We start from the raw sequence: 13375 nt of genomic DNA, 5'->3' as shown, positions 1-13375 counted from the left end.
TTGGGCGGATTAGAGCGCGTCGCGTTGAAACGGGTTTAGTCGGCGCATTTTAAGCTTTTGTTTTATGCGCGTCGTCGTCCCAAAACCGCTGCGCACTTTTGGGCGCCATGCATTAGTCTCGCCCGTTATCGGTCTGCTTCAATTCATCGAGCGTAGGCATGGAAACGATGTGATAGCCGGAATCGACATAATGGATTTCGCCGGTGACGCCCGAAGACAGATCCGACAGCAGATAAAGCGCGGAACCGCCGACCTCGTCGATGGTCACGGTGCGGCGCAGCGGCGAGTTGCGCTGCTGGTAGGAGAACATGTGGCGCGCATCGGAAATCCCGGCGCCGGCGAGCGTGCGCACCGGTCCAGCCGATATGCCGTTCACCCGGATGCCGCGCGGACCGTAGTCGTTGGCGAGGTAACGCACACTGGCCTCCAGCCCGGCCTTGGCGACGCCCATGACATTGTAGTTCGGCATGACACGGACCGAACCCGCATAGGTCAGCGTGATCATCGATCCGCCGTCCTTCATCAAGGCGGCTGCATGGCGGGCGATCTCGGTGAAGGAATAGCAGGAGATCACCATGGTGCGGACGAAATTGTCCCGGCTGGTGTCGGCGTAGAGGCCCTTCAGTTCGTTTTTGTCGGAAAAGCCGATGGCGTGGACAACGAAATCAAGCCCGCCCCAGGCGTTGCCCAGGGTCTCGAACGTGGCGGCGACCGAAGCGCTGTCCTCGACGTCGCACGGCACGACCAGCGAGGCGCCGAGCTTGTCGGCGAGTGGCTTGACCCGGCGCCCGAACGCGTCACCCTGATAGGTGAAGGCGAGGTCCGCCCCATGTTCGGACAATTTCTGGGCGATGCCCCAGGCGATCGAATGATCGTTGGCGACACCCATGACAAGCCCGCGCTTGCCCTTCATCAATCCGTCCATGGCCGCCAATCCTTATAAAAACAACGCTGGCCTTATGCGGAATAGCGCTGGAAAATGAGCGTTGCGTTGGTGCCGCCGAAGCCGAACGAATTTGACAAAACAGTGTCGATCTTGGCGTTGTCGATGCGCTTTCGCACGATCGGCATGCCCTCGAATTCGGGGTCGAGGGTTTCGATATGGGCGCTCTCGCCGATGAAACCGCCCTGCATCATCAGGATCGAGTAGATGGATTCCTGCACGCCGGCGGCGCCCAGCGAATGGCCGGTCAGCGATTTCGTCGACGTGATGTATGGCATCTCTTGGCCGAACACCTCGCGGATCGCGGCCATTTCCTTGGAATCGCCTACTGGCGTCGACGTGCCATGGGTGTTGATGTAGTCGACCGGTGTGGAAACCGTTGCCATTGCCTGGCGCATGCAGCGGACCGCGCCTTCGCCGGATGGCGCCACCATATCGAAGCCGTCCGAGGTCGCGCCATAGCCAACGATCTCGGCATAGATCTTGGCGCCGCGCGCCTTGGCATGTTCCAGCTCTTCCAGCACCAGCACGCCGGCGCCGCCGGCGATGACGAAGCCGTCGCGATTGGCGTCATAGGCGCGCGAGGCGGCGGATGCCCGGTCGTTGAATTTCGACGACATGGCGCCCATGGCGTCGAACAGGTCGGACATCGTCCAGTCGAGGTCCTCGTGGCCGCCGGCAAAGACCATGTCCTGCTTGCCCCACTGGATCAGTTCGTAGCCATTGCCGATGCAATGCGCCGAGGTCGAGCAGGCCGACGAGATCGAGTAGTTGACGCCGTGGATCTTGAACCAGGTGGCAAGCGTTGCCGATGCGGTCGACGACATCGCTTTCGGCACCGCGAACGGACCGATGCGCTTGGGGCTGCCGTTCTTCAGCGTGATCTCTGCCGCCTCGACGATGGTGCTGGTGGATGGTCCGCCCGATCCCATGACGATGCCGGTGCGCTCATTGGTGATGTCGCTCTCGCTGAGGCCGGCATCCGCGATCGCCTGATCCATGGCGACGTGGTTCCAGGCGGCACCTTTCGACAGGAAGCGCATCGCACGACGATCGATCATGGCGGATGGATCGAGCGTCGGCGCTCCCCAGACATGGCAGCGAAAACCATGCTCGGCAAAGGAATCGGAGAAGCTGATGCCGGATCTGGCGTCATGCAGCGAGGTCTGAACCTCGTTGGCATTGTTGCCGATCGACGACACGATGCCGAGGCCTGTGACTACGACACGTCTCATTCGCAACTCCTTCCAGGGGTCAGCCGGTGATGCCGGTCAGCCGACCGCCGACTGCTTGGACAGACCGACCTTCAAATCCGTTGCCGCGTATATGGGTTCGCCATCCGCCTTCAGCCAGCCATCGGCAATGCCGAGCACCAGCCGGCCGCGCATCACGCGCTTGAAGTCGATCCCATACTCGACCTTTTTCACCGAGGGCGTCACCATACCCTTGAATTTTACCTCACCTGTCGACAGCGCCATTCCCTTGCCGGGTTCTCCGAGCCAGCCGAGATAGAAGCCCGTCAATTGCCACATCGCGTCGAGGCCGAGGCACCCGGGCATGATCGGATTGCCAATGAAATGGCAGGCAAAGAACCACAGGTCCGGCTTAATGTCGAATTCCGCGCGGATGAAGCCCTTGTCGAAGGCGCCGCCCGTCTGGCTGATCTCGGTGATGCGGTCGAACATCAGCATGGGCGGATAGGGAAGCTGGGCGTTGCCCGGTCCGAACAGTTCGCCGCGGGCGCAGGCCAGCAATTCGTCGTAGTCGTAGCTGGATTTCGAACCCGCCATCAATTTCGTCCCCACATCGTTCCGGGCTATCGGGCGCCCTTGTCGTTGGTTTCCTAACACAATCTGTTTCAGGCCGGAAACCGGCGTTTGCGCTTAACCTGCTCGTCTGCTCGGGTCAATGCGCGCTATTGATCGCATTCGGACGACAGAATATATGTCAGCAGGGGTCCGGTTTCGGCAGACATTCATTTTTTTGCCATTCTGGGCGTGTCTTAGGGCGGAACTGTGGGGTTCGACGAGAAGATGGGCCTAGACGGTCGGAAGGAAAATGTCGCTGTGGACAAGCGGGTCCGTGAAGCCGGCCTGAGGCCGACACGCCAGCGCATTGCGCTGGCCGACCTGCTTTTCGCCAAGGGCGACCGCCATCTGTCGGCCGAGGAACTGCACGAGGAGGCGGTCGCCGCCGGCGTGCCGGTGTCGCTGGCCACCGTCTACAATGCCCTTCACCAGTTCACCCAGGCGGGCCTGTTGCGTATCCTCGCCGTCGAGGGCGCGAAGACCTATTTCGACACCAACACCTCCGACCACCACCATTTCTACATCGAAGGTGAAAACCGCATATTCGACATCGACAGCGGTCCGGTGACGGTTGCCAACCTGCCGGATCCGCCGGAGGGGATGGAGATCGCCAATGTCGACATCGTCGTGAGGCTGCGCCCCAAGCGCTGCGAATGAACGGTGACGTCCGAATAAACGGCAAGGCCGGAATGATCGGCCAAGAATGATCGGCCAGGAATGAAACCCCTCGACCTGACAATCCGGTTCGAATGGGCCATCGTTGCGGTGGCTGCCGTCGTCTTCTACGCTTCAACTGGTATAAGTTGGTGGCTCTTCGGATTGCTTATCCTGGCGCCTGACCTGTCTATGTTCGGTTATCTGGCGGGGCCGCGCGTCGGTGCCCTGGCCTACAACGCCTTGCATATCCTGATCGTGCCTGTGCTGCTGCTGCTTGCCGGTCACCTGTCAGGCAAAGCGACCGCGACGGCGGTTGCATTGGTCTGGATCGCCCACGTCGCCATCGATCGTGCGCTAGGCTACGGCCTGAAGCTGTCAACCGGCTTTCAGGACACGCATCTTGGCCGTATCGGCCGCTAAGCGGCTGTTTGGAAACTCTTTGGTCCGGAACGATCGTGGTCAAAGGGTCAAAAGATCAGTCCTTGACCCGTTCACCGGGATAGGCGCCCCAGACAAGCGACTGGGCGAGCCAGCCGGTGTGGCCCTCGAACGTCATTTCGCACCACTGGCCGTCGCAGGACTTGATCGTGCCCATGACGCCAGGCTCGACCATCGCGACCACCCTTGCGTCCTGCTCAGGGCTGTTGAGAAGGTTGACCTGGGCGCCCTTGCCGCGCTGCCACGGGGCGACGATTGCGGTGCGCCGGCCGGAAAGCAGCGACTGGTTGATCCAGCCCTCCGAACCGTCGGCATCGCGTACGCGGCGCCATGTATCGAATTCCTGGATGATCTCCATCGGCAGGCCGGCTTTCATATACATCCAGTCGACCGAGTAGTTGGCGCCGGGGCCGACGCGCGAGTTGACGCGGCCGGATTTCAGGCTGACGAATCGCGGCAGCGGCAGACCGCTCGGGCCGAGCGTGACGACGCTCTGGGCAGGTGCGGCCGCACTCTGCGCCGCGGCAAGCGGAGAATGAAGCAGAGCGCCGAGAAATGCTGCACTGAGGGTCAGGCGAAGCGACGCGAAACCAGACACTTTCATTCCTTTCGGCGCTTGCCTTGGCGCCCCTTTTTCTTTGTCTTCGGCGGCACCGCTTGTTACATGGGGTAATCGGCACCGCGACCGGCTTTCAGTTTCGCCGGTCTTGGTTAAAGAGGTCTCAACGAGATCGGGGTACGAGGAAACAATGGCAGGCAAAAAGAAGCCTCTCGTGGTCATCACGCGAAAGCTGCCCGATCCGGTCGAGACCCGCATGCGCGAACTGTTCGACGCCCGGCTGAATGTCGAGGACAGGCCGATGACGCAGCCGGAACTGGTCGCGGCGGTCAAGGAAGCCGACGTGCTGGTGCCGACGGTGACCGATCAGATCGACGCGGCGCTGATTGCCCAGGCCGGCGACAATCTCAAGCTGATCGCCAATTTCGGCAATGGCGTCGACAAGATCGATGTCACGGCGGCGGCCAAGAAGGGCATCACCGTCACCAACACGCCCAATGTGCTGACCGAGGACACTGCCGACATGACCCTGGCGCTGATGCTGGCTGTGCCGCGGCGGCTGGCGGAAGGCGCCAACGTGCTCACCGGCGACAAGAAATGGGCCGGCTGGTCGCCGACCTGGATGCTTGGCCGCCGCATCTGGGGCAAGCGGCTCGGCATTGTCGGCATGGGGCGCATCGGCACCGCCGTCGCGAGGCGCGCCAAGGCCTTCGGCTTGTCGATCCACTACCACAACCGCCATCGCGTGCTGCCGGCCGTGGAAGACGAGCTGGAGGCGACCTATTGGGAAAGCCTCGACCAGATGCTGGCCCGCATGGACATCATTTCGGTCAATTGCCCGTCGACGCCGGCGACCTTCCATCTGCTGTCGGCGCGGCGGCTGGCGCTGCTGCAGCCTACGGCCTATGTCGTCAACACCGCACGTGGCGACATCATCGACGAAGAGGCGCTGGTGAAGATGATCCAGGACGGCAAGCTCGCCGGAGCCGGCCTCGACGTCTATGAGCACGAGCCGGCACTGAACGGCAAGCTGCTGAAGCTCGCCGCCAAGGGCAAGGTCGTGCTTCTGCCGCATATGGGCTCGGCGACGCTCGAAGGCCGCATCGACATGGGCGAAAGGGTCATCATCAACATCCGCGCATTCGTCGACGGCCATCGGCCGCCGGATCGCGTGCTGCCGCTCAGAACCTGACGCCAGCCTTCGAACGAAAGTCCAGGCTTACGCAAGGACCTTGCGCATGGTGATAGAAGTCGGCCTGATGTAGCCCTCATGCGCCGTCCGTTCGGTCTCGTGAAAGCCGAGGCGGGCAAAGGCGGCATGGTTTCCGGTCAGCTCGATCCGCGTCTGAAGTTCGACCGCAGCCTTGCCGCGGCTGCGGGCAAGATCCTCGACCGCCAGCATCAGCCGCCGGCCAATGCCTTGTCCCTGACAATCCAGCGCGACGGCGAGCTTGCCGACGTAAAATTCCGCCATCCTTTCAAGGGCAAACACGCAGCCGACGATCCTGTCTCCTTCGAACGCCACGAAGCCGGCCTCCTGCCGCGCCTTGTCGCGCAAGGTTTCGGCGGTCAGAAGGTGCGCCGAGGAGGGCGGGTCGATGACACCGTCCATGGTGGTGAACGCGTGCATGATCATGCGAGCATATCGTCCCAACGGTCGAAATCGGCCGGGATCCGCGTGATGGAAACAGCTTCGGTCCGATTCACGATGTCAGCTTCTCTTGTAGCGGATCGTGTCGAAGCGCGCGGCCAGCCCATCATAGAGCAGCAGCCGGCCAACCAGCGGCTCGCCAATGCCGGTGATCAGCTTGATCGCCTCCATCGCCTGCAGCGTGCCGACGACACCGGTCAGTGCACCAAGCACCCCGGCCTCGGCACAGGAGGGCACCAGGCCAGGCGGCGGCGCTTCCGGAAACAGATCTCGATAGCCCGGATTTGGCTTCCCGTCCTTGCCGTCTTCGAATGGCTTCAGCACGGTCACCGAACCATCGAAGCGTCCCACGGCGGCGTGCACCAGGGGTTTCCTCTCGCTCGCGCAGGCGTCGGCCACCGTATAGCGGGTTTCAAAATTGTCGGAACCGTCGACGACGACGTCATAACGGGCGACGAGGGCAGCGGCGTTGTCCGCGGTCAGCTGGAACGTATGTGTCTCGACGGCGGTGTTGGGATTGATGCGCGCGATTGCCGCCTTGGCGCTATCGGTTTTCAGCATGCCGACGGCGTCGGTGCCGTGAATGACCTGGCGCTGCAGGTTGGAAAGCGAAACGGTGTCGTCGTCGATCACGCCGAGCGTGCCGACGCCGGCGGCGGCAAGATACTCGAGCACCGGCGCACCCAGCCCGCCGGCGCCGATCACCAGCACCCGCGCCTGCTTCAACCTCTGCTGGCCGGCGCCGCCGACCTCGGGCAGCACGATGTGGCGGGCATAGCGTTCGATCTCTTCGTCGGTCAGGGCGGCAGCGGTCATTGCCGGACCATATAGCGGCTGAAAAACCTTGTCAGGAGCTAATGCATGTCGCCCAAAAGTGTCAGCGGTTTTGGGACGACGACATGCATAAACCCGATGCATGTCGCCCAAAAGTGTGAAGCGGTTTTGGGGACAACGACATGCGTAGACAAAGATCTAGGTCGTTGGCACGACCGTGCCGTGGTCGACAGTCAGGAATTGCGCACGTCCCTTGAGACTGGAAAACAGCGCCGCATCGGTTCCGGTCATGAACGCCTGGCAGTTCAGGTCTTCGAGGATGGAAAACAGCGCCGCGCGCCGCCCGCCATCCAGATGCGCGGCGATTTCGTCAAGCAGCAGGATCGGTGTCATGCCAGACATCTCGCCGGTCAGCCGGGCGTGCGACAGGACGATGCCGACCAGCAGCGCCTTCTGCTCGCCTGTCGAGCAGAGCTCTGCCGGCATCGCCTTGGGACGGTGCCGAACCACCAGATCCGAACGGTGCGGTCCCTCGAGCGTGCGCCCGGCGGTGCGGTCGCGGTCACGACCCTCGGCAAGTGTCCGGCGGAACCGCTCCTCGACGTCTACCGCCGGCGCGATGGCAATCTCGGCCTCAAGCTCACCCGAAAGGCCGATATCGGCCTGCGGAAACGGTCCGGTGTCGGGCAGCCTGTCGATCATCGCGGCCAGCAGGCGCACCATCTCGGCGCGTGCGGCGGCGATCGCCACACCGGTTTCGGCCATTTGTGTCTCGATCGCGTCGAACCAGCGGTCGTCCCGGGAGCCTTCAGTAAGCAACCGATTGCGGCCGCGCATCGCCTTTTCGTAGTCGATTGCGCGCTGGCCGTGCCCGGGATCGATCGCCAGCACCAGCCGATCGAGAAAGCGCCGGCGATCCGCAGCTGGTCCGGTGAACAAGGCGTCCATTGCCGGCGTCAGCCATACCACGCGCAGCCACTCCAGCATCTCCTCGGCCGATCGCGCCGAAGCGCCGTTGATACGCACCCGCCTGCCGCCTTCGCCGGCACTGTCGCCGCCTGAAATGCCCGTACCGATCTCGACCTGGCCGTCGGGCCCATCTAGCCGGGCGTGCAGGGCAAAGCCGCCGTCGCCGCCCTCGCGCGCGACATCCGCATAAGGCGCGCGGCGCAAGCCGCGTCCCGGCGTCAGCAAGGAGATCGCTTCGAGAAGATTGGTCTTGCCGGCACCGTTGTCGCCGGAAAAGACCACAGCACCAGGCGCTAGGTCGATCGCCAACCCCGCATAGTTACGAAAATTAGTAAGTGTAAGCTTACTTATGTGAGTCTGTGCCGGCAACCGCTATCCGCCTGTAGAGCGGTCGTCGTTTCACGGAAACGCAGACCTGCTCCAACTCTTTGTTTTGACGCAATTCCGGGCGGAAACCGTTTCATGCTTTTCTCCTGGAATTGCTCTGGAAGTCGCCGCAACCAACGATCTCGCTGCCGGTCCAGTCGCGGGGCCGGGTTGGTGACGCCGCGCCGGCTAGACCCGCATCGGCATCAGCACGTAAAGCGCGGTCTCGTCGGCCATGTCGTGGATCAGCGTCGGCGAACCGGCGTCGGCCAGCATGAACTTGGCCTCCGTGCCGGTCAGCTGCGCGGCGACATCGAGGAGGTACTTGGCGTTGAAGCCGATCTCGATCGGATCGGACGAATAGTCGGCGGCCAGTTCCTCAGTGGCGCTGCCTGAATCCGGATTGTTGACCGCAAGCGTCACCTGACCGTCGCTGATCGAAAGCTTTACCGCGCGACCGCGTTCGGAGGAGATGGTCGAGACGCGATCGACAGCGGCGGCGAAACTCTGGCGGTCGATGATCAGCCTCTTGTCATTACCGGTCGGAATGACCCGCTGATAGTCCGGGAAGGTGCCGTCGATCAGCTTCGAGGTCAAAACCACGCTGCCGATGGTGAAGCGGATCTTGGTGTCGGACAGTTCGGTGGTGACCGCGACATCCGGATCGTCGACCAGCTTCTGCAACTCGCTCACGGTCTTGCGCGGAATGATGATGCCCGGCATGCCCTCGGAACCCGCCGGCGCGTCGATCTCGGCGCGTGCCAGGCGGTGGCCGTCGGTCGCCACCGAGCGCAGCTTCAGCTTGCCGCTGACCTCGTGCGTGTGCAGGTAGATGCCGTTCAGATAATAGCGCGTCTCTTCGGTGGAGATGGCGAACTGTGTCTTTTCGATCAGGCCCTTCAGAGCAACCGAGTCGAGACGGAAGATATGCGAGAAGGATCCGGCCGAAAGCTCGGGGAAGTCGGATTGCGGCAGGCACTGGAGGCGGAAGCTCGAACGGCCGGACGTCACCGTCATGGCGTTGCCGTCCTCGTCCGTCTTCAGCATCACCTCGGCGCCGTCGGCGAGCTTGCGCACGATGTCGTAGAGCAGATGTGCCGGAACCGTCGTCGCCCCGCCGCGCTCCACCTTGGCGGGCGTCGCTTCCGTCACCTCCAGGTCTAGGTCGGTCGCCTTCATTTCGAGGCTGGCGCCCTCGGCGCTGAGCAGCACGTTGGACAGGATCGGTATGGTGTTACGCCGCTCGACGACACGGTGGACGTGGTTGAGCGACTTCAGGAGATTTGACCGTTCCAGGATAACACGCATGACGAAACAGGCTCGCTTGAATGAATGACGGGTCACCAGTGAGCGGCGCCCCGCGAAAGGTCTGAACAGGCTCAGAATCTGCGTAAACTGACAGGAAAAAACCAGCAAACGCAAGCCCGCGACACCGGTTCAGGCCGGCTACGCGGGCTTTCTGGGGATAAAGGCCACGAAGTCGGCGAGCCGGTGTCGCAAAACCAAAATTCGGATCGCCCCCAGGCGACACCACGAACCCATTTCGGATCCAGGACCGCACCGGCAAGTCATTGAATTCCGGTGCTATTCTGGTCTCGACTTGCCCAGACCGGTCAGGCCTGGTCGTTGATCAACCGCCTCAGGAGCTCAAGTTCCTGCGCCAGCGTGTTGTCGTTGCCCGAAAGGTCCTCGATCTTGCGCACTGCGTGCAGCACCGTGGTGTGATCGCGGCCGCCGAAGCGCCGTCCGATCTCGGGCAGCGAGCGCGGCGTCATCACCTTCGACAGGTACATGGCGACCTGCCGTGGCTTGACGATGGTGCGTGTGCGCCGGTTGGACAGCAACTCGGTCTTCGACACGTTGTAGTGGCGCGCGACGATGCGCTGGATGTCCTCGATACGGACCCGCTTCGGCTCGCCAGTGCGATAGATGTGGCCGAGGATCTCGTCGATCCGGTCGATGGTGATCTGCGGTTCGAAGGACTGGCGGAACAGCAGCTGATTGAACGCCCCTTCCAGCTCGCGTCCGCTGCCGGTCACGGTGCGGGCGACGTGATTGAGGATCTCCTCCGAAATATAGAGCGATGCGTCATCGATCCTTGCGGTGGCAAGGCGCAAGTTGAGCATGCCAAGGCGCATGGCGAAATCGGGCGCCGACATTTCAAGCGCGACGCCGCCATTGAGGCGCGACCGGACCCGCGGTTCGAGCGATTCCAATTCCGACGGCGGCCGGTCGGCGGCAACGACGACTTGCTTGGCGCTGTCGAGCAACATGTTGATCAGGTGGCAGAATTCATGCTGGATCGACTTGCCCTGCAGGAACTGCATGTCGTCGATGATGAGCAGGTCGATGTCGCGCAGCTGTTCCTTGAGCGTCAGCGCATTGTTGTCACGGATCGCGGTGGCAAAGCGCCACATGAAATACTCGGCCGTGAGATAGACGACGCGCGACTTGGGGTTCTGCTTCAGCGATTCCGCGGCGATCGCCTGCAACAGGTGTGTCTTGCCGAGCCCGACGGTTGCGTGAAGGAAAAGCGGGTTGAAGCGCACCGCGCTCGATTGCGATTCCGCCACCGCCTTGGCGGCGGCGAAGGCCACCCGGTTCGACGGTCCCTCGATGAAGGAGCCGAATGTGTACCGTGGATCAAGCGGTGATCCGAGCACATTGTGCCGGAACTCGCTCTCGACCGGAGTGCCCGGACGCGGAGCCGGTGCACGCTCTGCCCGGCCAGGGCTGACAGTGCCGGCGGCGAGCGCCGTCTGCGTCTGCCGCGTCATCTTGGCTCGCGCAGGCGCCACCTCCGGCTCGGCATGGCTGTGCCCCTGGCGGGTCGCAGTCCGCACGACGATCTCGATCTTGAGGAGATCGGGATCCTCCTGTTTCCACAGCTCGGAAATGAGGTCTAGATAGTGACCGTTGATCCATGAGCGCAGAAAGGCGGTGGGCACCGAGATGCGGATAATGCCCTTGGAAGCCTCCGCGACCTTCATGCGGCCGAACCAGCTCGAATAGACTTCAGTTCCCAGGCGCGCCTTCAACTGGGTCTTGACCCGGTCGAACTTCTGTTCCGCGTCGCTGGACACCGCCATGTCGTTTGCTCCGGTCAAAGTTCCAGGAAATGGGAGGTCGCCCGTAAGCTCCCTTTCGATGCCGCTCTGCATGGTCTCTTCCTTGTCTTTCCGTACCCTGTTCCACCGGGGATGCGCCCCTGCACCCGTGTCCCGGCAACTGCGTCGCTACGATGCTTGCTGCCGCCGCCGGCAGATGACATCGCCAATATCCGGGGGAAACCGGTGCCGGCCCATGGAAGCCAGTCCGCGTTCAGGTAAGTCAGGGCAATACAGCGCCGTCCGGCGAAAGTGCGCCGGCGCGCCAACTACCTGCCATGTCTAGTTACGCCAGTCCCCTACCGTATCGAAAAAGACAAACCAAACCCGTCCACGGACTTGATCCGCGTCGCAAATCCCGCCAATTTAAGCTGGCCGTTTCTGGCTGGGTTAAGGGCCGGAGCCCTTCCCTTTCGATAGATCGACATTACCGAAATCGCTGTGGATAGGGCAAGGCCGGGACTAACCGATTTTTAAGGAATCTGGTTACTGAAGGCGGGTTCGAGTGGCATGCCGCAACGGCACATTTTAACAAAGCCATTGTGATTCAAACTCTTTTCCGGCGAATATGAAAAAGCCGGCCCGGCACGAAATTTTATGAAATAATTCGCTTGACAGCTACTTGTCCCCCATCGCCCCGGCTCGATGTGAACAAGCTGTGGACGACTATCCGCAACTATCTGAAAACTATAGATTATTTCTGAGTGCCGACTTTTTTCGAGAGAACCCTTTTCAGGGATACCGGCGATCAACCGGCATGGCAGTGCCGGCAAAGCATTTCGAACAGCTAAGCCCGCACCGGAGGCCGTTTTCGGCCATCCTTTTTTAAGTGCTTGCCGGCAAACGAAAAAACCCGGCACAATCGGCCGGGTTCGCAGAACGTCAGTCTAGGACGTGATGTCAGGCAGACAGAACCTTGACCCGCTGGGCCAGTCGCGACACCTTGCGGGACGCCGTGTTCTTGTGGATCACGCCCTTGGTTGCGGCGCGCATCAATTCCGGCTCCGCGATCTTGAAGGCAGCCTGTGCGGCAGCCTTGTCACCGGAGGCAAGTGCCTCTTCGACCTGGCGGATATAGGTGCGGACGCGCGAGCGACGGTTCTTGTTGACCGCCGCGCGGCGTGCGATCTTGCGCGTTGCCTTTTTGGCCGAGGATGTATTGGCCATGATGCCTCTCTTCTGATCTGGTCGGCGCATGCGGGATGCCGCAGGGCGCAAAAAACAAACGGGCAGCCACGGGGCCGCCTCGGTTGGTGCGGCTTATAGTTCAGCTTTTCCGGCGCGTCAACGCTGCATGGCCTTCTTTTTGGCGGCCATCAGACTGGCGTCAGCGGTTGTTGAAATTCGGCTTCCGCTTCTCGGCGAAGGCCGCCATGCCTTCCTTCTGGTCCTCGAGCGCGAACAGCGAGTGAAACAGTCGGCGCTCGAACCGCAATCCCTCGGCCAGCGTCGTCTCAAAGGCGCGGTTGACAGCCTCCTTTGCCATCATCACCGATGGCAGCGAGAAGTCGGCGATCCTGGCAGCCGCCTTCAGCGCCTCCTCGACGAGCTCGCCGGCAGGCACGACCCGCGACACCAGGCCCGAACGCTCGGCTTCGGCTGCATCCATCATCCGCCCGGTCAGGCACATGTCCATCGCCTTCGACTTGCCGACGAAGCGGGTCAGCCGTTGCGACCCGCCCATGCCGGGAATGACGCCGAGCGTGATTTCGGGTTGGCCGAACTTGGCCGTGTCGGCGGCAATGATGAAGTCGCACATCATCGCCAGCTCGCAGCCGCCGCCCAGCGCATAGCCGGCCACCGCAGCGATGATCGGCTTCCGCGCCCGCGTAAACTCCTCCCAGCCGACGAAGAAGTCCTGCAGATACGCATCCACATAGGAGATTGCCTGCATCTCCTTGATATCGGCGCCGGCGGCGAAGGCCTTTTCGGAACCGGTGATGACTATGGCGCCGATGCCGGCATCGGCGCCGAAGCCGTTCACGGCTGCCACCAGTTCGGCCAGGATCTGGGAATTCAGCGCGTTGAGCGCCTGCGGCCTGTTCAGCGTGATCAACCCTACCTTGCCGCGCGCTTCGGTGATGATCGTCTCATAGGCCATGA

13 protein-coding genes and 1 pseudogene are annotated in these 13375 nt (G+C 62.2%); 3 read left to right on the top strand and 11 right to left on the bottom strand.

The annotated features are described in order from the left end of the window. Positions 1-112: 112 nt before the first annotated feature. Genes fabI through fabA form a run of 3 tightly spaced genes read right to left on the bottom strand, consistent with a single transcriptional unit; the run spans position 113 to position 2733 of the window. Positions 113-925, bottom strand: coding sequence for an enoyl-ACP reductase FabI (gene fabI / locus AC0ZT5_RS27990; protein WP_488499062.1), 813 nt, complete (start codon positions 923-925; stop codon positions 113-115). A gap of 32 nt (positions 926-957) precedes the next feature. Beyond that, positions 958-2178: a beta-ketoacyl-ACP synthase I gene (gene fabB, locus AC0ZT5_RS27985; protein WP_457153191.1), complete on the bottom strand. Its 1221-nt coding sequence runs from the start codon at positions 2176-2178 to the stop codon at positions 958-960. Between the two features lie 36 nt (positions 2179-2214). After that, complete coding sequence (fabA, locus tag AC0ZT5_RS27980) at positions 2215-2733, bottom strand: 3-hydroxyacyl-[acyl-carrier-protein] dehydratase FabA (RefSeq protein WP_095082399.1); 519 nt, start codon at positions 2731-2733, stop codon at positions 2215-2217. A 243-nt stretch (positions 2734-2976) separates the two neighbouring features. Here fabA and irrA point away from each other — a divergent pair, with 243 nt between their 5' ends. Then, positions 2977-3408 (top strand): iron response transcriptional regulator IrrA, encoded by a 432-nt coding sequence (gene irrA, locus AC0ZT5_RS27975; protein ID WP_488499061.1) that lies wholly within the window; start codon positions 2977-2979, stop codon positions 3406-3408. 60 nt (positions 3409-3468) lie between these two features. Then, positions 3469-3828, top strand: coding sequence for a DUF4260 domain-containing protein (locus AC0ZT5_RS27970; protein ID WP_488499060.1), 360 nt, complete (start codon positions 3469-3471; stop codon positions 3826-3828). A 55-nt stretch (positions 3829-3883) separates the two neighbouring features. Here AC0ZT5_RS27970 and AC0ZT5_RS27965 read toward each other — a convergent pair whose 3' ends face one another. Continuing rightward, positions 3884-4444, bottom strand: a complete 561-nt coding sequence (locus AC0ZT5_RS27965) for an SH3 domain-containing protein (protein ID WP_095084275.1) — start codon at positions 4442-4444, stop codon at positions 3884-3886. A gap of 151 nt (positions 4445-4595) precedes the next feature. On the opposite strand from AC0ZT5_RS27965, the gene AC0ZT5_RS27960 reads away from it, so the two are divergent. Continuing rightward, on the top strand, positions 4596-5597 hold the full coding sequence (locus AC0ZT5_RS27960) for a 2-hydroxyacid dehydrogenase (protein WP_488499059.1): 1002 nt from the start codon (positions 4596-4598) through the stop codon (positions 5595-5597). 27 nt (positions 5598-5624) lie between these two features. Here the strand turns inward: AC0ZT5_RS27960 and AC0ZT5_RS27955 are convergent. The 7 genes and pseudogenes from AC0ZT5_RS27955 to AC0ZT5_RS27925 all read right to left on the bottom strand — a co-directional run bounded on the left by AC0ZT5_RS27955 (position 5625) and on the right by AC0ZT5_RS27925 (position 13373). After that, positions 5625-6112, bottom strand: a pseudogene (locus AC0ZT5_RS27955) (GNAT family N-acetyltransferase). A gap of 4 nt (positions 6113-6116) precedes the next feature. Then, on the bottom strand, positions 6117-6872 hold the full coding sequence (locus AC0ZT5_RS27950; RefSeq protein ID WP_488499058.1) for a molybdopterin-synthase adenylyltransferase MoeB: 756 nt from the start codon (positions 6870-6872) through the stop codon (positions 6117-6119). 156 nt (positions 6873-7028) lie between these two features. Next, on the bottom strand, positions 7029-8168 hold the full coding sequence (gene recF / locus AC0ZT5_RS27945) for a DNA replication/repair protein RecF (RefSeq protein WP_488499057.1): 1140 nt from the start codon (positions 8166-8168) through the stop codon (positions 7029-7031). A 186-nt stretch (positions 8169-8354) separates the two neighbouring features. Continuing rightward, positions 8355-9473, bottom strand: coding sequence for a DNA polymerase III subunit beta (gene dnaN / locus AC0ZT5_RS27940; protein ID WP_488499056.1), 1119 nt, complete (start codon positions 9471-9473; stop codon positions 8355-8357). A gap of 305 nt (positions 9474-9778) precedes the next feature. Then, entirely contained in the window at positions 9779-11326 is a 1548-nt protein-coding gene (gene dnaA, locus AC0ZT5_RS27935) for a chromosomal replication initiator protein DnaA (RefSeq protein WP_488499055.1), read from the bottom strand. A gap of 846 nt (positions 11327-12172) precedes the next feature. Beyond that, on the bottom strand, positions 12173-12439 hold the full coding sequence (gene rpsT, locus AC0ZT5_RS27930; protein WP_095084274.1) for a 30S ribosomal protein S20: 267 nt from the start codon (positions 12437-12439) through the stop codon (positions 12173-12175). Positions 12440-12599: 160 nt separating this feature from the next. Further along, complete coding sequence (locus tag AC0ZT5_RS27925; protein ID WP_488499054.1) at positions 12600-13373, bottom strand: enoyl-CoA hydratase; 774 nt, start codon at positions 13371-13373, stop codon at positions 12600-12602. Positions 13374-13375: the final 2 nt, after the last annotated feature.

This window comes from Mesorhizobium sp. CNPSo 4670, from assembly GCF_057784235.1.
Note: the sequence above shows the minus strand (reverse complement) of the source record. Positions and strands in the feature narration are given on the sequence as shown.